At 68.9% G+C, this 24,208-nt stretch carries 21 protein-coding genes; 13 read left to right on the forward strand and 8 right to left on the reverse strand.

The features are described from left to right. The first annotated feature begins 99 nt into the window (after positions 1-99). Genes H5T77_RS09600 through H5T77_RS09620 form a run of 5 tightly spaced genes read left to right on the forward strand, consistent with a single transcriptional unit; the run spans position 100 to position 7,628 of the window. Positions 100-1,551, forward strand: coding sequence for a pyridoxal phosphate-dependent decarboxylase family protein (locus tag H5T77_RS09600; protein ID WP_292648195.1), 1,452 nt, complete (start codon positions 100-102; stop codon positions 1,549-1,551). Continuing rightward, positions 1,548-2,894: a lysine N(6)-hydroxylase/L-ornithine N(5)-oxygenase family protein gene (locus tag H5T77_RS09605; RefSeq protein ID WP_292648198.1), complete on the forward strand. Its 1,347-nt coding sequence runs from the start codon at positions 1,548-1,550 to the stop codon at positions 2,892-2,894. The genes H5T77_RS09600 and H5T77_RS09605 overlap by 4 nt, the downstream gene beginning before the upstream one ends. Then, positions 2,891-5,143 carry a GNAT family N-acetyltransferase gene (locus tag H5T77_RS09610; RefSeq protein ID WP_292648201.1) on the forward strand — a complete coding sequence of 751 codons (2,253 nt, stop codon included), beginning with the start codon at positions 2,891-2,893 and terminating at the stop codon, positions 5,141-5,143. The genes H5T77_RS09605 and H5T77_RS09610 overlap by 4 nt, the downstream gene beginning before the upstream one ends. After that, positions 5,140-7,125, forward strand: a complete 1,986-nt coding sequence (locus tag H5T77_RS09615; protein WP_292648204.1) for a penicillin acylase family protein — start codon at positions 5,140-5,142, stop codon at positions 7,123-7,125. Before H5T77_RS09610 ends, H5T77_RS09615 begins: the two co-directional genes overlap by 4 nt. After that, positions 7,116-7,628 (forward strand): GNAT family N-acetyltransferase, encoded by a 513-nt coding sequence (locus H5T77_RS09620; RefSeq protein WP_292648206.1) that lies wholly within the window; start codon positions 7,116-7,118, stop codon positions 7,626-7,628. Before H5T77_RS09615 ends, H5T77_RS09620 begins: the two co-directional genes overlap by 10 nt. A 1-nt stretch (position 7,629) precedes the next feature. On the opposite strand, the gene H5T77_RS09625 is transcribed toward H5T77_RS09620, so the two are convergent. The 6 genes from H5T77_RS09625 to H5T77_RS09650 all read right to left on the reverse strand — a co-directional run bounded on the left by H5T77_RS09625 (position 7,630) and on the right by H5T77_RS09650 (position 13,596). Beyond that, entirely contained in the window at positions 7,630-7,965 is a 336-nt protein-coding gene (locus tag H5T77_RS09625) for a DUF1048 domain-containing protein (RefSeq protein ID WP_292648209.1), read from the reverse strand. A 125-nt stretch (positions 7,966-8,090) separates the two neighbouring features. Beyond that, positions 8,091-9,386 carry an HNH endonuclease gene (locus H5T77_RS09630; protein ID WP_292648212.1) on the reverse strand — a complete coding sequence of 432 codons (1,296 nt, stop codon included), beginning with the start codon at positions 9,384-9,386 and terminating at the stop codon, positions 8,091-8,093. A gap of 382 nt (positions 9,387-9,768) precedes the next feature. Further along, the gene (locus H5T77_RS09635; protein ID WP_292648215.1) at positions 9,769-10,269 is read right to left on the reverse strand and encodes a GNAT family N-acetyltransferase; all 501 of its coding nucleotides are present in this window, start codon (positions 10,267-10,269) and stop codon (positions 9,769-9,771) included. An 8-nt stretch (positions 10,270-10,277) separates the two neighbouring features. After that, on the reverse strand, positions 10,278-12,158 hold the full coding sequence (lepA, locus tag H5T77_RS09640) for a translation elongation factor 4 (RefSeq protein WP_292648217.1): 1,881 nt from the start codon (positions 12,156-12,158) through the stop codon (positions 10,278-10,280). A gap of 71 nt (positions 12,159-12,229) precedes the next feature. Then, a complete protein-coding gene (locus tag H5T77_RS09645; RefSeq protein WP_292648220.1) occupies positions 12,230-13,195 on the reverse strand; it encodes a glycoside hydrolase family 25 domain-containing protein in 966 nt (321 codons plus the stop codon). 32 nt (positions 13,196-13,227) lie between these two features. Further along, entirely contained in the window at positions 13,228-13,596 is a 369-nt protein-coding gene (locus H5T77_RS09650; protein ID WP_292648223.1) for a YciI family protein, read from the reverse strand. A gap of 37 nt (positions 13,597-13,633) precedes the next feature. Here H5T77_RS09650 and H5T77_RS09655 point away from each other — a divergent pair, with 37 nt between their 5' ends. Further along, complete coding sequence (locus H5T77_RS09655) at positions 13,634-14,878, forward strand: RNA polymerase sigma factor (protein ID WP_292648226.1); 1,245 nt, start codon at positions 13,634-13,636, stop codon at positions 14,876-14,878. Here the strand turns inward: H5T77_RS09655 and H5T77_RS09660 are convergent. Next, entirely contained in the window at positions 14,851-15,294 is a 444-nt protein-coding gene (locus H5T77_RS09660) for a hypothetical protein (RefSeq protein ID WP_292648228.1), read from the reverse strand. The genes H5T77_RS09655 and H5T77_RS09660 overlap by 28 nt on opposite strands. A gap of 190 nt (positions 15,295-15,484) precedes the next feature. On the opposite strand from H5T77_RS09660, the gene H5T77_RS09665 reads away from it, so the two are divergent. The 7 genes from H5T77_RS09665 to H5T77_RS09695 all read left to right on the forward strand — a co-directional run bounded on the left by H5T77_RS09665 (position 15,485) and on the right by H5T77_RS09695 (position 22,343). Next, positions 15,485-17,077 (forward strand): alkaline phosphatase D family protein, encoded by a 1,593-nt coding sequence (locus tag H5T77_RS09665; RefSeq protein WP_292648231.1) that lies wholly within the window; start codon positions 15,485-15,487, stop codon positions 17,075-17,077. A gap of 78 nt (positions 17,078-17,155) precedes the next feature. Further along, positions 17,156-17,458: a hypothetical protein gene (locus tag H5T77_RS09670; protein ID WP_292648233.1), complete on the forward strand. Its 303-nt coding sequence runs from the start codon at positions 17,156-17,158 to the stop codon at positions 17,456-17,458. Beyond that, positions 17,458-18,507, forward strand: coding sequence for a DUF6782 family putative metallopeptidase (locus H5T77_RS09675; protein ID WP_292648236.1), 1,050 nt, complete (start codon positions 17,458-17,460; stop codon positions 18,505-18,507). The genes H5T77_RS09670 and H5T77_RS09675 overlap by 1 nt, the downstream gene beginning before the upstream one ends. Further along, positions 18,504-19,001, forward strand: coding sequence for a DUF4919 domain-containing protein (locus H5T77_RS09680; RefSeq protein WP_292648239.1), 498 nt, complete (start codon positions 18,504-18,506; stop codon positions 18,999-19,001). The genes H5T77_RS09675 and H5T77_RS09680 overlap by 4 nt, the downstream gene beginning before the upstream one ends. After that, positions 19,001-20,071, forward strand: a complete 1,071-nt coding sequence (locus H5T77_RS09685) for a hypothetical protein (RefSeq protein ID WP_292648242.1) — start codon at positions 19,001-19,003, stop codon at positions 20,069-20,071. The genes H5T77_RS09680 and H5T77_RS09685 overlap by 1 nt, the downstream gene beginning before the upstream one ends. Positions 20,072-20,176: 105 nt before the next feature. Beyond that, positions 20,177-21,190 (forward strand): WD40 repeat domain-containing protein, encoded by a 1,014-nt coding sequence (locus H5T77_RS09690; RefSeq protein ID WP_292648245.1) that lies wholly within the window; start codon positions 20,177-20,179, stop codon positions 21,188-21,190. A gap of 211 nt (positions 21,191-21,401) precedes the next feature. Beyond that, positions 21,402-22,343 (forward strand): phosphotransferase family protein, encoded by a 942-nt coding sequence (locus tag H5T77_RS09695; RefSeq protein WP_292648247.1) that lies wholly within the window; start codon positions 21,402-21,404, stop codon positions 22,341-22,343. Here the strand turns inward: H5T77_RS09695 and H5T77_RS09700 are convergent. Then, positions 22,331-24,187 (reverse strand): AMP-dependent synthetase/ligase, encoded by a 1,857-nt coding sequence (locus H5T77_RS09700; RefSeq protein WP_292648250.1) that lies wholly within the window; start codon positions 24,185-24,187, stop codon positions 22,331-22,333. The genes H5T77_RS09695 and H5T77_RS09700 overlap by 13 nt on opposite strands. Positions 24,188-24,208: the final 21 nt, after the last annotated feature.

The raw sequence follows: 24,208 nt of genomic DNA on the forward strand, positions 1-24,208 counted from the left end.
TGATCGTCCTCTCTTTGACCCGCTCATCTGGCGGCGGTGCGTTTAGGGTAACCTCACTTAGGCTTGCCTAACCTAATCACCCCGCGATGAAGGAGACCAGTGAGCGCACTGCACTTGGAGCATCTGTTCCACCCCGACAATGCTCGTGAGTACACCAGCGGCATCACCGAAGCGATCAGGCTGCTCGTGGACCAGCTCGCCACGCTCGAGGGCCCCACCACCGGAATCTCGGCCGAGCTGGCCGCCAAGCCGGTCGCCGAGGTCGATCTCGACGATCCCCTTCTGGACAGCGGCGCCGCGTTGGCCGAGGTCAGCCGGCTCTGGCTCGAGGACGCCGTCTGGTTCCACGACCCGTCGTATGCGGCTCACCTCAACTGCCCGGTCGTCATCCCCTCCCTCGTCGGTGAGCTGCTGATCGCGGCGGTCAACACGTCGATGGACACCTTCGACCAGTCGGTGGGCGGGACGTTCATGGAACGCCGTCTCATCGACTGGACCGCGGCCCGTGCGGGCTACCCCGAGGCGACCCGCGACGGCATCTTCACCAGCGGCGGCAGCCAGTCCAACCTGCAGGCGCTGCTCCTGGCCCGCGGTGAGGCGGAGCGCCGCGGCGTACCTCTGGACCGGCTGCGCTTCCTGACCTCCGAGGACAGCCATTTCTCCATCGCGAAGTCGGCGCGCCTGCTCGGCATGGGCGACGCGGCCGCGATCGCCATCCCGACCGACGCCGACCGCCGGATGGACGTCGTCGCCCTCCGGGCCGCGCTCGACGACTGCGTCGTCGACGGTCTCGTCCCCGCGGCCGTCGTGGCCACCGCGGGCACCACCGACTTCGGTGTCATCGACCCGCTGCACGCGATCGCCGACGCCTGTCAGGACTTCAACGTCTGGTTCCACGTCGACGCGGCGTACGGCGGTGGGCTGCTCGCCTCGCCGAGGTACCGGCACCTGCTCGACGGCATCGAGAGGTCGAGCTCGATCACGATCGACTACCACAAGACCTGGTTCCAGCCGGTCTCCTCCAGTGCCCTCCTGGTGCGCGACCTGGCGACGATGCAGCACGCCTCCTGGTACGCCGACTACCTCAACCCGCGGGAGTCTACGAGCCCCAACCAGGTCGACAAGTCGCTGCAGACCACCCGCCGCTTCGACGCGCTCAAGCTGTGGCTGACGCTGCGCACCATGGGCGCCGACCAGATCGGCGGCTACCTCGAGTCCGTGATCGACCTGGCGCGCGAGGTCTACGACATCCTGGATGCGCAGCCCGACATCGAGGTCGTCGCGCCCTCCCAGCTCTCCACCGTCGTCTTCCGCTACCGCGATCCTCACCTGGACGAGGAGGCACTCGGCGACCTCAACCGCCGGATCCGCGCCGAGATGTGGAGCGGTGGCCGCGGTGTCGTCGCCGCGACCAAGGTCGACGGCCGCCAGTTCCTCAAGCTCACTCTGCTCAATCCGAAGGCCTCCGTGCAGGACGTGCTCGAGCTCATCGAGCAGGTCCGTGCGCTGGGTCTCTCTCTCGGCCCCGTCATTCCGGAGGTCGCCCGATGACCGCACCCACCACCGTGTTCTCTGAAACAGCCCGCGTCCACGACCTGATCGGCATCGGGCTCGGCCCGTTCAACCTCGGCCTGGCCGCCCTCGCCGACCCGATCAGCGAGCTCGACTGCCTCTTCCTCGAGGGCCGCGACCGGTTCGACTGGCACCCCGGCATGATGCTCGACGACGCCACCTTGCAGGTGCCGTTCATGGCCGACCTGGTGACGATGGCCGACCCGACCTCGCGCTTCAGCTTCCTCAACTTCCTCAAGCAGAGCGGCCGGATCTACCCGTTCTACATCCGGGAGAGCTTCCTGCCCCACCGGCGTGAGTACAACCAGTACTGCCAGTGGGTCGCCGAGCGTCTCGACTCCGTCAGGTTCGGGCAGCAGGTCACCTCCGTCGAGCACGACGGGGAGACGTACGTCGTCACGACCGCCACCGGCGAGAGGCATCTGACCAGGCGGCTGGTGCTCGGGACAGGCACGAGCCCGCGTGTGCCCGAGTGCGCCGCGTCGGCGGTGGCGGAGGACGGGCCGGCGCTGCACAGCGCCGAGTACCTGGCCCGCAAGCACGAGCTCGTCACCCGGCGCAGCATCACCGTGGTCGGCAGCGGCCAGTCGGCCGCCGAGGTCTACCTCGACCTGCTGACCGACCAGCCCGACCACGACTACCAGCTGGCCTGGCTGACCCGCAGCCCGCGGTTCTTCTCGATGGAGTACACCAAGCTCACCCTCGAGCTGACCTCCCCGGAGTACTCCGCCTACTTCCAGGCGCTGCCCGCCGACAAGCGCGACCGGTTGCTGAGGTCGCAGCAGAGCCTCTACAAGGGCATCTCGGGCGACACCGTCGACGCGATCCACGAGGCGCTCTACACCCGCTCGGTCGGCCAGGGAGGTGGCGGCGTCGCCGGGACCACGCTGCTGACCAACACCGAGGTGCGCGGCGTGACCCGCACGGACGAGGGCTATCACCTCGCGCTGCGCCATGTGGAGCAGGAGGAGGACTACGAGATGGACACCGAGGCGCTCGTCCTCGCCACCGGCTATCGCGCCGGTATCCCGGCCTTCCTCGAGCCCGTCCGCGACCGGCTCCGCCTGGACGAGCAGGGCCGCTACGCCGCCAGCTCGACCTTCTCCGTCGACCACGCCGACCGCGAGGTCTGGGTGCAGAACGGCGAGGAGCACACCCACGGCTTCGTCGCTCCCGACCTCGGCATGGGTGCCTACCGCAGCTCGGTGATCCTCGCCGCCATCCTCGGCCGCGAGCCGTACCCGGTCGAGAAGCGCGTCGCGTTCCAGGAGTTCGGCGTGCCAGACCGGTTCAAGATTCAGCCTACGGAGGAGACCCGATGAGGATCACGATCGAACCGCTCGAGATCGAGACCCACCTCGCGACCGTCCACTCGTGGGTGACCCACCCGCGCTCGGCGTACTGGATGATGCTGGACGCCTCGCTGGAGGACGTCGCCGGCGAGTACGCACGCATCGACCGGCACCCGCACCACGACGCCTGGCTCGGCCGGGTCGACGGCGTGCCCGCGTTCCTGGTCGAGACCTACGACCCCGCCCGCAGCGAGCTCGGCGGCATCGTCGGCCTGCCCGATCTGGCTTCCGGAGACCTGGGCATGCACGTCCTCGTCGCGCCGGCCTCCGGCGAGCCGGTCTCAGGCTTCACGACCCGCGTCTTCCGAGCGGTCATGCGGCACTGCTTCGCCGATCCGGGGGTCCGTCGCGTGGTGGTCGAGCCGGACGTACGCAACGAGGCGATCCGCCGCAAGAACACCGAGGCCGGCTTCGTCGAGCTGCGCCAGATCAGGATCGGCGAGAAGACCGCGATGTTCTCGGTCTGCACCCGAGAGATGTACGCCGCCGCCCACCTGCGTCCTGAGAACCTGCGCATCGCCCACCGGCATCTGGTCGCGAAGGCGATCGCGGAGTTCAGCCACGAGCGGCTGATCGCCCCGGTCGCCACCGATGAGGGCTGGGAGCTGAGCGGGCCGTCCTCGACCTACTCCTTCTCTGCGCGCCGCTTCCTGCTGGACCACTGGGTGGTGGACCCCGCCTCGATCGTGCGGCGGACGGCTGATGCCGAGGCCGACGTCGATGCCCAGGTGTTCGTCGCCGAGTTCGCCCCCGAGCTGGGCATCCCCGAGAAGCTGCTGCCGACCTACCTGGAGGAGCTGGCGGCCACCATCGCCTCGTCCTGCTGGAAGCTCGAGCACCAGACGCTGACCGCCGCCGACCTGGTCGACGCCGACCACCAGAGCGTCGAGGGCGCGATGAGCGAGGGCCACCCCGCCTTCGTCGCCAACAACGGCCGGATCGGCTTCGATATCGACGACCACGCCCGCTGGGCGCCGGAGACGAGCAACGACCTGAGCCTGCTGTGGGTGGCCGTGTCGCGCGACCAGTCCCACCTGGCCCTGGGCCGTGGACAGGGCGAGCAGGAGCTCTACGAGGCCGAGCTCGGCGAGGCGACGCTGGCCCGGTTCGCGGCGAGGCTGCGTGGGCTCGGGCTCGACCCGAACGATTTCCGCTACCTGCCCGTCCACCCGTGGCAGTGGCGCCACAAGCTGGCGGTCACCTTTGCGGCCGACGTCGCCGCCCGTCGGCTGGTGCTGGTCGGCGAGGGGGAGGACGTCCACCGCCCGCAGCAGTCGATCCGGACGTACTTCAACACCAGCCGGCCGGAGCGGCACTACGTCAAGACCGCGCTGTCGATCCAGAACATGGGGTTCATGCGGGGGCTCTCGCCGGCCTACATGGCCGCGACCCCGGTCATCAACGACTGGGTCGCCGACCTGGTCGAGGGCGACGCGGAGCTGAAGGAGCGCGGCTTCGGGGTGCTGCGTGAGCTCGCCTCGATCGGCTGGACCGGCGACGTCTTCCATGCCCTGCCGAGCCCCTCGCCCTACCGGAAGATGATCGCGGCGCTGTGGCGGGAGTCGCCCGTGCCGCGGCTGGCCGAGGGCGAGCGGTGCGCGACGATGGCGGCGCTGCTCCATCGCGACGCCGCCGGCGCTTCGTACGCGGCCGAGCTGGTTCATGCCTCCGGGCTGCCGGCCCGCGAGTGGGTCCGCAGCTACCTCGACGCGTACCTGCGCCCGCTGGTGCACTGCCTGCTGGCGTACGACCTGGCCTTCATGCCGCACGGCGAGAACCTGGTGATGGTGCTGCGCGACCACGTCCCGGTGCGGATGTTCATGAAGGACATCGGCGAGGAGGTGGCGGTGATGGGCGACCTGCCGCTGCCCGAGGAGGTCTCCCGGATCCGCGGCGATTTCCCCGACGACGTCAAGGCGCTGGCGGTCCACACCGACATCTTCGACGGAGTGCTGCGCTACGTCGCCGCCATCCTCGATGATGAGGGCGTGCTGCCGGAGACCGAGTTCTGGGCCGAGGCGCGAGCCTGCATCGTCGACCATGCCGCCGACCATCCGGAGCTGGCCGACGCGGCCGCACGCTACGACTTCCTCCGCCCGCGGTTCCGTCACTCGTGCCTCAACCGGCTCCAGCTGCGCAACACGCTGCAGATGGTCGACATCACCGACCAGGCCGAGTCGCTCATGTTCGCCGGCACGCTGGCCAACCCGATCGCATGAGTCTCTCGAGGGACGAGTGGGGCATCCCGCACGTACGCGGTGCCTCGCTGACCGAGGTGGCCCGGCTGCAGGGCTGGGCCACCGCGCGGGACCGGGCCTGGCAGCTGGAGATCGAGCGGCTGCGCGCGGAGGGCCGCACCGCCGAGCTGCTCGGTCCGGCCGGGCTGGAGTGGGACACCTTCTCCCGCCGTGCCCGGCTGGCGGCGGTGGCTCGGGAGGCGTTCGAGCGGCTCGACGAGGAGACGCAGGGGTTCCTGACGGCGTATGTCGACGGGGTGCACGCGGGGTTGTACGGGGCGACGTGTGCGGAGCTCGACGGGCCCGATGGGCTCGGCCCGGCGCCGGGGACCTGGCAGCCGTGGACGCCGCTGGCGGTCTTCTGGGTGCAGCAGATCCTGTTCGGGTCGTACCCCTCGAAGCTCTTCGGTGCCCGGGCGGCCCGGGTGCTGGGAGCCGACGCCGAGCTGTTCCGCACCGAGGGTCTGTCCGGAGGATCCAACGCGTACGCAGTGGGTGGCGGCCGCACGCGGTCCGGGCTTCCGCTCGTCGCCGGTGATCCGCACCGGGTCTTCGAGGCCCCCAACGTCTACCTCCAGGTTCGGTTGGCGTGCACCGATCCCGACGACACCTTCGACGTGGTCGGGATGACCTTCCCCGGTGTGCCCGGTGTCCAGCACTTCGCGCACGCCGGCCAGGTCGCGTGGGGGATCACCAACGCGATGGCCGACTACCAGGATCTCGTCCATGTCGATCTGCCCTCGGACCGTGGCGTGGTGCGGCGTACCGTCGAGACGGTGCTCGTCCGCGCCCAGGAGCCCGTCGAGGTCGAGGTGCTGGAGACCGACCGCGGGCCGGTCGTCCTCGGCGGACCTGACGAGGGCTGGGGCCAGGTGCTGCGTTCGCCGGGCCACGAGCTCGGCGACCTCGGCTTCGGGGCGCTGCTGCCGCTGCTGCGGTCCCGCTCGGTCGCCGACGTGGAGGCCGCGGTCGCCCACTGGGTCGAGCCGGTCAACAACTGGGTGATCGCGGACGTGACCGGCGCCGTCGTCCACACGGTCGGCGGCCGGGTGCCGCGGCGTGACGCGGCAGGGGAGTGGGCCGGCTGGGTCGACCCGCTGCCGCGTCGTACGGCGTCGGCCGCCGGTGCCGTGGTGACGGCCAACGACCGGTGCATGCCGGAGTTCGACGTGCTCGCGACCGGCTTCGCGCCGCCCTTCCGGGCACACCGGATCGGACAGCTGCTCGACGACGCCGGCCCGCTCGACGCGGAGCAGGCGGTGGCGGTGCTCGCCGACACCACCCAGACCGCAGGGGAGCAGCTGCTGGCGCTGGTCCCGGCCGACCTCCGGCCGCCGGCGCTGGCCGAGTGGGACGGTGCGATGGACGGCTCGGCGGGCGCCGCCTGGTACGCCGCACTGCGTGCCGAGGTCGTCGACCGGATCTGTGCGGCGCCGGTCCTCGCGCCGCTGCGGGAGCCGTCGGAGCACGGACCTCTCTACGAGCCCTGGTTCAGCCTGCCGGCGCGGGTGGCCGGCGCGCTGCACGTCATCCTGGCCGCTGAGAACCCGTTCGGGCTCGATCCGCGCGAGCTGGTCGCGGAGGCGGCGAAGGCCGTGCTCGGGGCCGGTCGCGAGGCGGCATCCTGGCCCGAGAGCCACCGGTTCTGGCCGCTGCACGCGCTGGAGCAGTTCGAGCTCCCGCACACCCGGACTGCGCCCGCAACGCCACTTCCCGGAGACACCGACACCGTCCGTTGCAACGCCTGGATCCCAGGCGCCGCCGTGACCGTCCGGGGCTCGGTGGCCCGCTACGCCTGGGACCTGGCCGACCGCGACAACAGCCGATGGGTCGTACCTCTCGGTGCCAGCGGATCCCCCGACAGCCCCCACCACACCGACCAGCACGATGCCTGGGCCCACGGAGGCGCTGTCCGCGTCGTCACCGACTGGTCCCTGCTCACCGAGGAGAAGACATGGCTCTGACAACCCCAGCTTTGACCATCCGCGACCTGGCGCCGTCGGCCGACATCGACCTGCTGTGCGGCTGGCTGCAAGACGATCGGGCCCGGTTCTGGGGCATGGCCGAGAAGCCGCGTGAGGAGATCGAGGAGATCTACACCTGGCTGCAGGAGCAGCCGCACCTCGCCGCGTACATCGTCGAGATCGACGGCGATCCGGTCGCCCTGTTCCAGACCTGGGACCCCGAGGTAGACGAGCTCGGCACCTTCTACGACCGCCGCCCCGGCGACCTGGGTATGCACCTCTTCCTGGCCGACTCCCCGGCCCGGAAGGGCCAGACGAAGACCGTCATCGACTTCTTCTTCGAGACCGTCGTCGCCAAGCACGGTGCTCGCCGGGTAGTCGTCGAGCCAGACGCCTCGAACGAAGCATCCATCGTCCGGCTCGTCGGCTACGGCTTCACCCTCGGACCAGTCGTCCAGCTCCCGCACAAGGTCGCCCAGTACGCCTTCTTCGACCTCTCCTGAGTCACGACAGCTTCCGTGCGACCTCGTTGAGGTTGGCGCGAAGCTTGTTGCGGTAGGTGTCAGGCTGCTCGGGCAGCCGGGCGTCGCAGAAGGCCGCCAGGTCGGTCCCGGTGACCTCGACGACCGGCCGTCCGGCAGCGGCTTCGGTCTCGAAGAGGTCGAGGACGTCGCGGAGGATGTCGACGATGTCCATCCCGTCGCCGGCGGTGAAGCGCCACATGTAGCTCTTCATCTCGCCGTAGACAGTCCGGTAGTCCGCGGGGAGCTGGGCGGCGCGGGCCTCCATGCGCTTCCAGTCCTTCTTGTCGCCGATGATGCGGGTCAGCAGGTTGTTCATGTCGTGCGCTCCTTTGATCGGTGTTCTCGTTCGGCTTCCGGTTCGGGGCCGTGAAAGAAGCGTGCAGCCCTGACGCAGGGTCAAGGTCAAGCACCGATCCGAAGAACGTTCTGGGAGAGCGACTCTCAGGCCGCGAGGTCGTGGTCGAGGAGCAGATCGCGCAGCACGAACTCGGCTTGGGACAGTGGCGGTGGGTCTGGTCGCCAGGTGTCGGGTGGTGGGCTGAGGTAGGTGTGGCCGGTGGGTGTGATGGTGATGATGCTGCCGTCGGGTCCTGGTCTGGCCTGCCAGCCGAGGGCCTCTTTTGCTTGGTTGCATCTTTCGCAGAGCCCTTGGAGGTTCGCGGCGCTGGTCTTGCCGCCGTCGGCGTAACGCTCGGCGTGGTCGACGTTCCTGATCGGCGCATCGCAGCCGTTGGTGCGGCAGATGCCGCCATCGCGCGTGTTGATGAACTCGGCGAGTCCGTCGGGGGCTTTGCGGGAGCGGGACTCCATCGCGACGAGCTGCCCGGCGGGGTCGGTGTACAGCCTGCGGACGAAGACCTCGGCGTCGGCGAGTGCCTCGCGCGCCCAGATAGCGGGGACGGGTCCGTAGCCCTCGACCATCGCGGGCTGATCGGCGTCGTTGGCGAAAGCGTCGGCGGTCATCACGATCTTCACCTCGACCCGAGGCGTCGTGCCGTCTGCGGTGCGTCCGGTGACGCGGTCGACGAGGGTGTCGGCCATGACCTGGCCACGGGTTCGCTCGTCTCCAGCCGCCTGCGCAGCCTTGGCTGCCTGGTCCAGTGCCGCGAACACCGCGACACCATCCTTGACCGGCAGCAAGGCACCGAGCCAGGTCATCGTGTCCGGTGCCGGACGGACGCTGACCCGACGGTCTTTCTCCGCGTTCGCTGCCCGCGCGACGACAGATTCCTGATCCAGGGTGACCGCGAGCTTCTTGGCTGCGTTCTCGAGCTGCCGCAGCCCCATCGCCACCACAGCCGGCTGTTCACCATCGGGGCCGAGGGCGCAGAGCTGGTAGTCGATGACGCGCCGATCCTCCAATGAGAGACACGCGGTCTCGCGGGCAAGGATGGTGGCCTGCCACTGCGAGAACAGGCCGGCCTTCATCAACCCGAACGTGTGCGGCATCTCCGCAACAAGGATCTTCGCCAGACCGAGCAGCTTGGCACCCTTGGCGGGTGAGACCCGTCGCGCCAACGCCACCTGGGACGCGACGCCTTCACCCAGCTTCCGGGCCGGAACCCCAGCCTCGGCCTGCCGTGCCCGGGTGGCTTCCTCGAGGCGTACCGCCGCTTCTGCCTGCACGGCCTCAGCGACACATTTGACCTCTTCGAGACGACTGATCCAGTCGACCAGCTCTGCCTCGGACGCGCCCAAGGGCGGCCCGGCAAGGAGCTGGTCAACGGTCTCGTTCATACGCCTCATTATATGTCAAAGAGCACGAAGGCGCTACCTGTTTCTGCTGGTCAGGCCCAATTTACGCAGTCCGCGAACAAGCAACCTGAACCCCGCGCCACACCCTCGCCGCCGCCCCGATATAGGCGAAATCTTTCTCGATCAGGTGCCGAGTCAAGGACCGCGAAGCGGCCGGCGAAGCCGGCGGGCGAAGCCCGTCCTTGACGCGGCGCATGATCGAGAAACACTCAAGGAAGGGTCGGCGGCGAACCCTGAAACGAAGAAACGGTCGCCAAGCGAGGTTTCCCCGACGAACCGTGTTGGTCTCGACACGCCTCCGCCTAGCGGCTCCGGCGGCTCGACCAGCGGCGGCGGCTCGACCAGCGAACGAGACCAGCGAAGGTCAGAGACTCCGAATCCAATGATCCGGAGGAACATCAGCCCGCCCAGCAACAGGCTCAACAGTCTCAGCCCATTGTTCACCCCAAGCCCGCTCAGCAACCCGACGCCAGAAAGCCATAGCCCGGACGTTGTCGTTCTGGAACGGAACAGCCCAAGGCCCAGCGTGCCGGGCGATGACGTCGAGCGCGAGAGTCTGCCCCAGGCCACCACGACGCGCAGCAGGGACGACGAAGAAGGCCTGCATGACGCGCTCGACGAAGCCCAGGCCGCGAACCAGCGCGAACCCGACCGGCGCAGGCTCTCCGGTGTTCGGGTGGGGCGCCCAGGCGAGGTAGCCGCAGCGGTCGTCGGCCGGATACTCGTCGAGCCATTCGTGTCGGTAGCGGCCGTCCGCGAGCGGGAAGCCGTTGACGATCGGCGCGAGGTCATGGCGGAAGTCCTGCCACAACCAGGCGACGGTCTCCCATTCGGCCTCTCCGGAGACCGGCCGGATCTCGAGCACCGGCCGGGTCACTTCTTCCCGGCGGACTTGTCGGTGGAGGGCTGGGTGGTGGAGAGCGCGGCGACGAAGGCTTCCTGCGGGACCTCGACGCGGCCGACCATCTTCATCCGCTTCTTGCCCTCCTTCTGCTTCTCGAGCAGCTTGCGCTTACGCGAGATGTCACCGCCGTAGCACTTGGCGAGGACGTCCTTGCGGATGGCTCGGATGGTCTCGCGGGCGATCACCCGGGCGCCGATCGCAGCCTGGATCGGCACCTCGAACTGCTGCCTGGGGATCAGCTCGCGCAGCTTGCCGACCATCATGACCCCATAGGCGTACGCGGCCTCGCGATGCACGATCGCCGAGAACGCGTCGACCGGCTCACCCTGGAGCAGGATGTCGACCTTGACCAGGTCGGAGGCCTGGTCGCCGGTGAACTCGTAGTTCAGCGAGGCGTACCCCTTGGTCGAGGACTTGAGCTGGTCGAAGAAGTCGAAGGCGATCTCGCCCATGGGCAGGACGTAGCGCATCTCGACGCGGTCCGCGGAGAGGTAGTCCATGCCGCCGAGGGTGCCGCGCTTCTTCTGGCACAGCTCCATGATCGTGCCGATGTAGTCGGACGGCGAGAGGATCGTGGCCTTGACGACCGGCTCGCGCACCTCGCGGATCTTGCCCTCGGGGAACTCCGACGGGTTGGTGACGACGTGCTCGGAGCCGTCCTCCATGATCACGTCGTAGACCACGTTGGGGGCCGTCGAGATGAGGTCGAGGTTGAACTCGCGCTCGAGACGGTCGCGGGTGATCTCCATGTGCAGCAGGCCGAGGAACCCGACCCGGAAGCCGAAGCCGAGCGCGCCCGAGGTCTCCGGCTCGTAGGTCAGCGCCGCGTCGTTGAGCTGCAGCTTGTCGAGCGCCTCGCGCAGGACCGGGTACTGATCACCGTCGATCGGGTAGAGCCCCGCGAAGACCATCGGGTTGGGGTGCGAGTACCCCCCGAGCATCTCCTGGGCAGGACGGTTGTTGCCGGTGACGGTGTCACCCACGCGCGACTGGCGGACGTCCTTCACGCCGGTGATCAGGTAGCCGGTCTCCCCGACGCCGATGTGGTCGGCCTTGATCGGCTCCGGGCTGATCACCCCCAGCTCGAGCATCTCGTGGACCGCACTGGTCGACATCATCTTGATCTTGTCGCGGTGGGTCAGCTTGCCGTCGAAGACCCGGACGTAGGTGACCACGCCGCGGTAGGTGTCGTAGACGGAGTCGAAGATCAGTGCCCGCGCCGGCGCATCCGGGTCACCGACGGGCGCCGGGACCTGCTTCACGATCTCGTTGAGGAGATTCTCGACGCCGAGACCGGTCTTGGCGGAGGTGAGCAGGACGTCCGAGACGTCGCAGCCGACGAGGTTGGCCAGCTCCTCGGCGTACTTCTCGACGTTGGCCGACGGCAGGTCGATCTTGTTGAGCACCGGGATGATCTGCAGGTCCGCACCCATGGCGAGGTAGAGATTCGCCAGCGTCTGCGCCTCGATGCCCTGCGCGGCGTCGACCAGCAGGATCGCGGCCTCACACGCTTCGAGCGACCGGGAGACCTCGTAGGTGAAGTCGACGTGGCCGGGGGTGTCGATCATGTTGAGGATGTACGTGCCCGGCTCGGCGCCGGCCTCGTTGCCCTCCGCCACCGTCCACGGCATCCGCACGGCCTGAGACTTGATCGTGATCCCGCGCTCGCGCTCGATGTCCATGCGGTCGAGGTACTGCGCCTTGGCCTCACGCTCGCCGACGACACCCGTCAGCTGCAGCATCCGGTCAGCCAGTGTCGACTTGCCGTGGTCGATGTGGGCGATGATGCAGAAGTTGCGGATGATCGCCGGGTCGGTGGACCCAGGCTTCGGCGCGGAGTTCGTGGGCACGGGCTGCTTTCGCTCTGTGTCTCTTGGGGTCTCTTGGGGGGAACGTACGTCTTCTTTCGATTGTCCCACGCTCAGTACTGATGGAACCAAAGCGGCAGCTGAACCGACTCGCCGGGACAGGTCACATTGCGGTCGCGGTTGTCCTCGAGCCACTGCACCATCACCGCGGCACCGCCTTGGAACATCCAGTCACCGCCGCAGCGCTCCAGAGCCGCGGACCGCGAGCTCTCGCCCGCCGGGCGCCATTCGGGCAGCTGCAGCTGCAGGTCACCGACGATCGGCGTCCACAGCCCCTCGATCGAGTAGACCCCGACCCGTTTCCCGGCATCCCGATAGCCCGCCACGACACCGGTGACCACCGCCTGGTTCGCGGCGATGTCGTCGGACCACTCCCACACCGCGACCGGCTCGACATCGACCCATACCGCGGGCGACTCGAGCCCGGCGCGCTTCATCGTCTCGAGGTTCCACAGCGCCTGCTGGTAGCCGACGTTGGTCAGCCGGCCGATCCTCGTCTCCGGGTCGCCAGGCCCCTCGTCGCCGTACCTGCGGGTCGTGGCCTCGTCGGGGAACGAGGTGACCGCGTACGCCGAGGTCATCACCTTGTTCTTCTTGGCCCACTCGACCTGCGAGGCCAGGCACGGGTTGGGATGGAACGCGGGGCCGTTGGTGAGCCCGATGACCACGTACTCCGCCGTCTCGAGCGGCATCGGCAGCCCCAGCGTCCGGCGCTCCTTGATGCCCATCCCCTTGGGGCACTGCGGCCAGCTCACGTCGCCGCCCTCGACGATCCCGCGATCGTTCGCCGGCGGCAGCGTCGGCACCTCGATCGACTCCTGTGCTCGCGGCGCGGCGCTCGTCGGGGCCTCATCCTCGGGCACCGTCTCGGGCACCAGCTCGGCAGGCGCCGACGGCGAGGCGGTCTCCGTCCCCGTCCCCGTCTCCGCCCCCGTCTCCGGCTCGCCGGCACACCCGAAGAGCACGGGTGCCAGCAGGAGCAGCAGCACAGCGGGGTAGGCGTTCTTTCTCGGCCACATCACCGCAGATACTGCCACCCGACCCCAGCGGGTCACGCCTGAGCGAAGTCGTCTCCCATCACCGGCCGGATCTCGATCGGCTCCCCGAGGACAGCGACCATCCGCGACACGATGTCGATCGCGCGCTCCTGGCTGGCCACGTCGATGACCGCGAAGCTCGCCAGCACCTCCTTCAGCTCGGCGAACGGCCCGTCGGTGGCGACCGGACCTTTCGTTCCGGGCCTCACCGTGACCGAGACCGCCGGATGCCCCAGTCCTTCGGTGCTGATCAGCTCGCCGTTGGCGACCAGCTCCTCCTCGAACCTCTGGTACTCCGCGAACGCGGCGAGGGCCTCCTCGGAGGCCGTGTCGGAGGCGTCCCACGCATCGGCGGGGGTGTATCCCAGCAGCAGGTATTTCATGTCCCGAAACTAGCCCCCGAAACTAGTCTCTATCGACATGACCGGACGTGCACCGCTCGAGGAGATCCTCCGAACCGAGGCACCGTACGTCCTGAGCGCCCTGGTCCGCCGCTTCGGACGGTTCGAAGCCGCTGAGGACGCGGTCCAGGAGGCGCTGCTGGACGCCAGCGAGCAGTGGACGCGCGACGGCGTCCCGGAGAACCCGCGCTCCTGGCTGACCCGGATCGGCTACCGGCGGATGGTCGACCTGCTCCGCTCAGAGCAGGCCGCCCACCGCCGCGAGCTCCAGGTCGGGATCGCCGAGGTGGTCACTCCGGCCGGCCCGGCGGCGGAGACCGACGACAGCCTGACCCTGTTGCTGCTGTGCTGCCATCCGGCCCTGTCGCGGACCGGGCAGGTGGCACTGACCCTGCGCGCGGTGGGCGGGCTGACGACGGCCGAGATCGCCCATGCGTACGGGGTTCCGGAGACCACGATGGGCACCCGGATCAGCCGCGCGAAGCAGACGCTGCGCAAGGCCGGCGCCCGCTTCACGCCACCCGAGGGGGTCGAGCTCGCCGAGCGGGTCGGCGCCGTTCTCGACGTGCTCTATCTGGCCTTCAACGAGGGGTACACCGCCACCGCCGGAGCCGACCTGGGACGGGTCGACCTGGCGCACGAGTCCATCCGGCTGACCCGGATGCTCACCCGGATCGCTCCCGGCGAGCCGGAGGTCGCCGGCCTGTTGGCGCTGATGCTGCTCACCGAGGCGCGCCGGCCCGCGCGCACCTCCCCGGACCTCGGGCTGGTGCCGCTGGCCAAGCAGGACCGTACGCAGTGGGATCGCGCTCTGGTCGACGACGGGCTGGCAGTGCTGGCGGAGGTGTGGCGGTCCGGGGATCCCGGCCCGTTCCGGCTCCAGGCCGCGATCGCGGCCGTCCACGCCCGCGCGGAGTCCGCGGCGGAGACCGACTGGCGCGAGATCCTCGGCCTCTACCTGCTGCTGGAACGTACGCTGCCCACCGCTCCCGTCCGCCTGGGACGGGTGGTCGCCGCGGCCCACGCGTTCGGCCCGGTGGTCGGCCTGCAGCTGCTGGACGGGCTCGACGCCGAGCACGGCCTCGCCGGCGACCCCCTGACCGCGCAGCGGGTCCTGGCGGTGCGGGCGCACCTGCTGGACCAGCGGCACGACCCCTCCGCAGCCGCCCAGTTCCGGGCGGCTGCGGAGATGACCGCCAACGAGGCCGAACGTGACTACCTGCTGCGGCGCGCGGGTCAGACGCGGGTCATCGTCGACTCGTAGCCGCCCTGGCCGGCGTAGTCCCACTCCCCGGTCATGACGTCGCCGGTCGCGTCGAAGGCGCCGACGAACTTCACCGGCGAGCCCTTCTCCCCACCCCAGATCGTCAGGGTGTCGCCGTCGAGCTCATAGACGTAGTCGAGGGTGGCGCCGGTGTTGTCGTAGTAGCGCGAGTGCACGTCGGCGCTCGGCTCCTCACCGAATGGGCGCAAGTTGCCGATCACCTCGATCCCCGTCGTGACCTGCCCGAACTGCTCGAGACGGACGTCTTGGAGCAGGAAGTAGCCGCCCTCCATCCAGCGGTAGGTCACCTCGCCCTCCGCGCCACCGGTCACCTTCCAGGTGCCGATGAGCCGGTCCAGGGCACGGATGCCCGGGCTCGGTGCGGGCGCTGCGGGCATGGCGTAGTCGTCGTTCATCGTGTCGCTCCTCTGCTGCGGCCGGCGTCTCCGGCCTTCACCCCTTCTCTCGGAGCCCGCTCGACGATCTCGACATCCCGGTGAAAGAAATATTTCTTTCACCCGCGGCAGACACCCCACCGCGTACGTGTTCACCGACACGACCCGCGGAACTAACCGGTAGTTCCGCCGGCATCGGCAGGTTGTGCACATGACCCCACTCAACCGCCGCTCCGTCCTCGGCCTCGGTGCCGCCGCCGGTGCCGGACTCGTCATCCCCGCCACCGTTGCCCCCGCCACCGCCGCCTCGACCGCATTCGGCCCTGCCAACTTCGGCCCTGCCAATTTCGTAAGGGGCAACCGCCCGAACCTCACCCATGGCGTCCAGTCCGGCGATGTCGGCGCCCGGGGCGGCGTCCTGTGGAGCCGCGCCGACAAGACCTCCCGACTGGTCGCGGAGATCTCGGCCGACGAGTCGTTCCGCCGGGCCCGCCCGGTCAACGGACCGGTGGTGACCACGCGCAGCGACTTCACCGGCGAGCTGCGGGTCCACGGCCTCGAGCCCGGCCGCGAGTACTTCTACCGGATCCGTGCCGTCGACCCCGACGACCCGCGACGTGGCAGCGCCTGGGAGCTGGGCCGGCTGCGTACCGCCCCGGCACGCCGTCAGGACATCCGGTTCCTGTGGTCCGGCGACATCGCCGGCCAGGGCTGGGGCGCCAACCCGGACTTCGGTGGCTTCCGGATCGCGCCCGCGATGGCGGCGCGCGAGGCCGACTTCTTCCTGAGCTCAGGCGACAACGTCTACGCCGACGGCCCGCTCACCTCCACCGTGACCCTCCCCGACGGGCGGGTCTGGAACAACATCGTCACCGAGGAGAAGCACAAGGTCGCCGAGACGCTGTCCGAGTTCCGTGGGCAGTACGCCTACAACATGCTCGCCGACAACTGGCGCGCCTTCCTCGCCCAGACGCCGATCGTGGCGCAGTGGGACGACCACGAGGTCACCAACAACTGGTACCCGGGCGAGATCCTGCCCGACGACGGCCGCTACACCGAGCGCCGCGTCGACGTCCTCGCGGCCCGCGCCAAGCAGGCCTTCCACGAGTACATCCCGGTCGGCAACGCCTCCCCCGACCCCGACGGCCGGATCTACCGCAAGCTCTCCTACGGCCCGCTGATGGACCTGTTCGTCCTCGACATGCGCACCCACAAGAACACCAACACGACCAACGCGGAGACCAGCGCCGACGGTGGCGTGCTCGGCGAGCGTCAGACGAGGTGGCTGCTGCGCGAGCTGGCCGCCTCCCACGCCACCTGGAAGGTGATCGCCGCGGACCTGCCGATCGGCCTGGTCGTCCCCGACGGCACCCTGCAGGAAGGCATCTCCCAGGGCGACGGCGGCGCACCGCTCGGCCGCGAGATCGACATCGCGAAGGTGCTCACCGGGCTCAAGCGGCTCGGGATCCGCAACCACGTCTGGCTGACCGCCGACGTCCACTACACGGCGGCGCACTCCTACGACCCCGCCCGCGCCAGCTACCAGGACTTCGACCCGTTCTGGGAGTTCGTCTCCGGCCCGCTCAACGCCGGCGCCTTCGGCCCCAACACGCTGGACGCCACCTTCGGCCCGGCCGCCGAGTTCGTGGCCGCTCCTCCGGCCGCGAACACCTCACCCGCCGACGGATTCCAGTTCTTCGGCGAGGTCGAGATCGACGGACGTACGCAGCAGCTCACCGTCACGCTGCGCGACATCGACGGCGGAGCGCTGTTCACGAAGACGCTCGACCCGGCCGCTAAATAGCGTCTTCCTGCGGCCCGGACTTGCGTTACTGTCCGGCCTAGCCGTCTCCAGTTCGGGCCCAGGAGGACCAGCCAGACCATGAGCGAGATCCATGTCGTCCCCAAGGACATGAAGGCAGCCATCACGGTCGCCACAGAAGCCGAGAGCAACGTCCGCAAGTCCGACTCGGCGGGCCATCTGAGCAAGGCGGGCGCCGCGATCCCCGGCGCTGAGGCAGTCGGCTACATGTCCGATCTCGGCAACCGCTGGACCGACGAGACCAAAGCCGCTGCGGACAGCTCGCAGCGGCTCGCCACCCAGATGCAGAAGGCTCTCGACGAGGTCGAGGCCGCCGACGCCACCGCAGGAGCGAACGCCGGCGGCGTCATGGGCGGCAACTGATGGCGATCACGTTCGGCCAGGTCAAGACCTGGAAAGCAGCACCCCTCGGTGACGCCGGCGACGGACTCAAAGCCGACCTCCGCAACCTCGAGACCAGCCACGACGAACTCGAAGCAGGCGGCGTAGCCAAGTCCTGGACAGGCATCGCCGCCGACTCCGCCCGCAGCCACCGCAACACCCTGGTCGCCGACCTCTCCAGCCACATCACCGGCAAACAACAGATGCAGAAAGCGCTCTACAACGCCGAGACCGAGGTCGAAGCCATCGAACGCCTCGTCCAAGGCATCCTCGACCGCGCCAAGACCAGCGAATTCAACGTCAGCGACGACGGCACCGTCACCAGCACCGCCACCCCGCCCACCTTCCGTAGCCGCTACGAGGCCGAGGAATGGGGCGCCAGCCGCAACACCACCGCCCAAGAGATCGCCGAAGACATCACCAACGCCCTCGCCAAAGCCGCCGGCGTCGACGCCATCCTCACCGACGGCATCCCGACCGGCACCGACAGTGACCTCGACAACACCCGCAAGGAGCGCGGGATGGCGTCTCCCGAGGTCGCCGAACGGTGGGCACAGCTCACCGACGCCGAGCGCAAGGCGATCATCGACCAGAAGATCGAGGAGCTCGCCGAGGAGTACGGCGTCGAGGTCGAGGACATCATCTGGGACGACTCGATGAGCGGCAACGGATCGTGGAGCGAGAGCGAGAAAGCCGTACGCCTCAATCCCGACCGGCTCGACGACCCCGACCTGCTGCACACCGTGGCCCACGAGATGCGCCACGCCCGCCAGCACGAGGCGATCGACGACAACAACGACTGGCAGTTCTGGTGGGAGGACGACCCCTTCGACGAGCACCGGGAAGACGGCATCACCGAGGACCAGGCCGAGGAGTGGGAGGAGAACTTCGACGACTACAAGAGCCCCTCCCCCGACTATGACGCCTACTACAACCAGCCCGTCGAGGCCGACGCCCGCAAGACCGGCCGCGAATATCTCGACAATGTGACGCCCGAAGAGCTCGACCGTCTCCTGGAGGAGTCGAAATGACGACGTACGCCGACCTGGTCACCGCCTACCTGGACGACCCTGGCGCCGAGACGCTCGCGCCGCTTCGCCGCGCGGTCCGCAACTCCGCCAACTTCACCATCGATCTCGACCTGGGCGGGGTCGACAAGCTGCTCGCCGAGGGCGCCTACGCCGAGGCCGCGACCGCGCTGCGGGCGCTCATGCCCGGGGCGATCTTCAGCCCGTCGGCCCACCTGCGCCTGGCGACGGCCCTGGAGCGCTCCGGCGAGGAACGCTCCGCGGCCCGCGAGCGTCAGGTCGCCAGCGCTGCCCTGCGGAGCATCCGGGCGACCGGTGACGGCTCCGAGGAGCACCCGTGGACGGTGCTGCGGATCAACGACGAGTACGACCTGCTCCGAGCCCTCGAGAAGGAGCCGGGCCAGCAGGAGCTTCTCGAGTCCGACGGACGGCGCATCGACCGCCACACCTGCGCCGACGGGACCCTCGTCCACTTCGACGCCACCGCGCTGGTCTGATGGCGATCACGTTCGGCCAGGTCAAGACCTGGAAAGCAGCACCCCTCGGTGACGCCGGCGACGGACTCAAAGCCGACCTCCGCAACCTCGAGACCAGCCACGACGAACTCGAAGCAGGCGGCGTAGCCAAGTCCTGGACAGGCATCGCCGCCGACTCCGCCCGCAGCCACCGCAACACCCTGGTCGCCGACCTCTCCAGCCACATCACCGGCAAACAACAGATGCAGAAAGCGCTCTACAACGCCGAGACCGAGGTCGAAGCCATCGAACGCCTCGTCCAAGGCATCCTCGACCGCGCCAAGACCAGCGAATTCAACGTCAGCGACGACGGCACCGTCACCAGCACCGCCACCCCGCCCACCTTCCGTAGCCGCTACGAGGCCGAGGAATGGGGCGCCAGCCGCAACACCACCGCCCAAGAGATCGCCGAAGACATCACCAACGCCCTCGCCAAAGCCGCCGGCGTCGACGCCCTCCTCGCCCGTGCGCTGCCGACTGGTGTCAACAAGGACGGCGACGAGTACGGCAACATCGACCCGGCGATCGCGGAGAAGTGGGCGACGCTCAGCACCGAGGAGCGCAAAGCCGTGCTGGAGGAGATGACCAGGAAGATCGCCGAGGAGAGCGGCGTCGAGATGCCTGACATCGACTGGGACGACCTGGCCAACGACACTTGGGACGACGGCAGCATCACCTACGGCTACTGGAGCGACGGTGGCCCCAAGATGGCGCTCAACCCCAACATGCTCGACGACCCCGGCCTGCTGATCAACACCGTCGCCCACGAGGTCCGGCACGGTCGCCAGCACGAGGCGATCCGCGACGAGAACGACTGGCAGTTCTGGTGGGAGGACGACCCCTTCGACGAGCACAAGGAAGACGGCATCACCGAGGACCAGGCCGAGGAGTGGGAGGAGAACTTCGACGACTACAAGAGCACCGGCAAGGGTGACTCGTTCGACGAGTACTACAACCAGCCGGTCGAGGTCGACGCCCGCAGATCGGGCCGTGACTACCTGAACGACCTCTCCGAGGAGGAGTTCAACCGCCTCCTGGAGGAGTCGAAGTGACCACGTACCGATCTGATCAGCGCCACGAAACGACCGACGGCGGCGTCTACCATTTCGACGCCACCCAGCTCGTCGCCCACTGAACCGGTCGCGGAAGGCCCCTGAATGAGACCCGTACTGCCCTTATCCGGAATCCTGCTTGCCGCGCTGCTCACCGGTTGTTCCGCCAGCGAGGGCGCGTCCTGCTCGTCGTCCGCGATGCTCCGCCCGGCTGCTGTCGCCCCCGGTGCGGTGTTCCCCGACAGCTTGAGCGTGAGCCCGAGCGGCGACGCGGTCGCGGCCGGCTGCTGGCCGGGGCTGTGCCGGTGGGACACCGCGGACGGGACGTACGAGGTCGCCTTCGAAGGCAACCCGATCACTCTGGCCAGTGACTGGTCGCTGGTCGCCACCGGCGGCGGCTGCGGCGACATCGCGCTCGTCGACCTGGACAGCGGCAAGCGCGTACGCACCCTCACCGGGTTGCCCTACGAGGACGACGTCACCGACATGAGCTGGATCCAGGACGCCGCGATCAGCCCCGATGGGAAGCTCGTCGCAGGCACCGGCACCGAAGACACGCTCATGATCTGGACCGTCGACGGCGAGGAGGTCGTCGACGCCGAGGTCGAGGGCGCTGGCGCCCTCGCCTTCAGCCCGGACGGTGCACAGCTGGCCGTCACCAGCGACGCGGGCGTCGAGATCCTCGACACGGACAACGGTGAGTCGACCGGTCAGGTGACCGGCGCCGAGGGCCTCCCCGCGTGGAGCCCGGACGGCCGTTGGTTGGCGGGTCCGGGCGCGGGCGGCGCACCGACCATCTGGAGCGTGGAGGATCTCGAGGTCGCGGAAACCCTGCCCAGCACCGGTTCGGCCGGATTCTCCTTCGCCGACAGCTCGGTGGGCTTCGCCGCGGACGACACCGCGGTCGTGTGGAGCCCGAGGGCCCTCGGCGGCGACGGCGAGCGACGTACGCTGGCCGGGCTCGTCGACTCCGGGCGGACCGTCGAGGGTCCGGTGATGACCGCCTTCAGCCCCGACGGCGCGAAGCTCTACGCGGCGACAGGCGACACGGGGATCACCGCCTGGGACCTCTCGGGCGACAAGCCCGGCACCAGGTTCACCCTGCCTCCGACGTCGTAGGGAGATCCTGCCGCATCTAGATGATCGATGCGCGGTCTGACCGGCCGCTTCACACTCGGCATCCACGCTCGCGGCGTTGCCGCCCCTCGAAAGGCACCCGGTATTCCTTCGAGGCGGCGCCTTGCGAGCGCAGCGCCGAGCGCGAATCGGCTCGCCCAGCCCTTGCATCGATCATCTAGCGGATCCGGAGACTCCCGGCCAAGATGTACCCGTGATACCGGCGATCCCGACGAACATCCCGCACGGACAGACTGCCCGTCGCCTGGAGTGGCCCCACCTTCCCCCCTTTCTGAGGTCCGCGATCGAGAAGCGGCTCGGCGGGCCGGTGGTGTCTGCGGAGTCGCACGGCGCCGGCTACACCCCCGGGTTCGCCTCTGTGCTGACCTGCGAGGACGGCTCCAAGCACTTCGTGAAGGCGGCCTCGGCCAAGGCTCAGCGCGACTCCGCGGCGCTCCATCGTGAGGAGGCCGCGAAGCTGAAGAAGCTCGCCGGCTGGGTCCCCGCCCCGAAGCTGAAGTGGTTCGACGACGGCGAGTGGGTGGTCCTGGCCTTCGAGCACGTCGAGGGTCGACTGCCGTCGCGGCCCTGGACGTCCGCGGACCTCGAGGTCGTCTCGCAGGCGCTGGTCGAGACCGCTGCCGCGCTCACCCCTGCTCCGGGCATCGGCTGGCCGACCTTCGCCGAGGAGCACGCCTCGTATCCCGAGTTGTGGAGTCGGGTGGCCGGCTACCCGCACACCGACCGGGCGGCCGAGCTCGCAGCCGGCTTCGCGGAGCACACGGCCGGTGAGACGCTGGTCCACCTGGACGTACGCGACGACACCATCCTCATCCGCCCCGACGGTGGGGTGCTGCTGGTCGAGTGGACCTGGCCGGTCCTCGGCGCGGACTGGATCGACTCGCTCCTGCTGCTCATCGGGCCGCGCGGCGACGGTCTCGACGCCGAGTCGTTCCTGTCCGACCATCCGTTGCTGTCGACGGCCGCGCCGGAGGCGATCGACTCGGTCCTGGCCCTCTTCGCCGGCTACTTCCTGGCCGCTGCCGAGCAGCCGGTGAAGACGACCTCGCCCCACCTCCGCAGGATGCAGCGGTGGCAGGGCGAGGTGTGTCTGGACTGGCTGATCGAGCGTCGAGGCTGGGATCAGGAAGCGTAGAAGGCGTCGATGCGCGCCTGCTCCTTCTCCTCCACGACCTTCCGCTTCACCTTCAGCGACGGGGTCAGCTCACCGCTCTCGACGGTCAGGTCGTGCTCCAGGATCTCCCACTTCTTGATGGTCTCCCAGCGGTTGAGCCCGGCGTTGAGCTCGTCGACGTAGCCACCGATCAGCTCGCGCACCTGCGGCGAGGTGACGATCTCCTCGTACGACTTCCCCTCCAGGCCGTGGGACGCACCCCAGGCGGTGATCGCCTCGGGGTCGAGGGTGATCAGCGCGGTGACGAAGTTGCGGTTCGCGCCGAAGACCAGGAACTGGCTCGAGTAGGGGCAGAGCGCGGCGAACTTCGACTCGATCGCCGGCGGGGCGACGTACTTCCCGCCCGAGGTCTTGAAGAGCTCCTTGATCCGGCCGGTGATGGTGATGTAGCCCTCCTCGTCGATCGAGGCCTTGTCACCGGTGTGGTACCAACCGTCGGCGTCGAGCGCCTTGGCGGTCTCCTCGGGCAGGTTGTGGTAGCCGGGCATGACGTGCGGGCCGCGGATGAGCAGCTCGTCGTTCTCGCCGATCTTCACCTCGCTGCCGGGGAAGGCCTTGCCGACGGTGCCGAGCTTGTTCTCCTTCAGGGTGCCGACGGACGCGCCGGCGGCGTTCTCCGTCGAGCCGTAGCCCTCCATGATCAGGATGCCCGCGGCCCGGAACCACTCGGCGATGTCGCGGTTGAGCGGCGCGGAGCCGGAGATGAAGAAACGTACGCGGCCACCGAACCGGTCACGGACCTTGCTGAGGACTACCTTGTCGAGCACAGCGTGCTTGAGCGCCATCCCGGTCGGCACCGGCTTGCCCTCGCGCAGCAGCCGGTCGCGCGCGATCCCGTTGGCGAAGGCGGCGTCGAAGAGCTTCTTCTTCACGCCACCGTCGTTCTCGACCATCATCACGATCTTGGAGTGGACCTTCTCGAAGATGCGCGGGGCCGCGCCCATGAAGGTCGGCTTCACGATCGCCAGGTTGTCGACGATCTTGTCCATCCGGCCGTCGATCGCGGTCGGGAAGCCGCAGGCGATCTGGATCGAGAGCAGCACCTTGCCGAAGACGTGCGACATCGGCAGCCACAGGAACTGCAGGTCGTCGGGGCCGAGCACATCGCCCTGGACCCGGACGGCCTCGCCCTCGTAGACCCAGGCGCGGTGGAGCAGGCGCACACCCTTGGGCTTCCCTGTGGTGCCGGAGGTGTAGACCAGCGTGGCCAGGTGGTCCGGGGTGATCTTGGCCGCGATCTCGTCGATCAGGCCCGGGTGGTCGGCGAGGTACTTGTCGCCGAGGGCAGCGAGGTCGTCGAGGCCGATGACCCGGTCGCCGTCGGTCGCCCCTTCGAAGGTGATGACCTTGACGATCTCGGGGAGGTCGGCAGCCTTCTCGGCGATCTTCGCGAGCTGGCTGTCGTCCTCGGCGAAGACGAAGCGGCACTCGGCGTCACCGAGGATGTAGGCCGTGTCCTCGACGTTGGTCGTCGGGTAGACGGTCGTCGTGGCGCCACCGGCGAGCATCACCGCCAGGTCGGCGATGATCCACTCGTAGCGCGTGGTCGAGGCGATCCCGACCCGCTGCTCGAGCTCGAGACCGAGCGAGACCAGACCCGCGGCGAGCCGGCTGGCCAGGTCGCTGGCCTCCTTCCAGGTCAGTGACTTCCACTCCTCACCACCTGCCTCCGTCGTCGAGCCGACGACGGGATAGCGGAAGGCCTCCGCATTCGGGGTGGCCTTGACGCGGTTGAGGAAGTGAAGGGCGAAGTTCGCCGGCATCTCGTCGAGAAATGCGAGATCGGTCGCGGACTGGGTCGGCATGATTCTCCTGGCCTGCAGTAT

The sequence above is a fragment of the Nocardioides sp. genome, assembly GCF_014360585.1.
In the GTDB taxonomy this organism is placed as follows: Bacteria; Actinomycetota; Actinomycetes; order Propionibacteriales; family Nocardioidaceae; genus Nocardioides.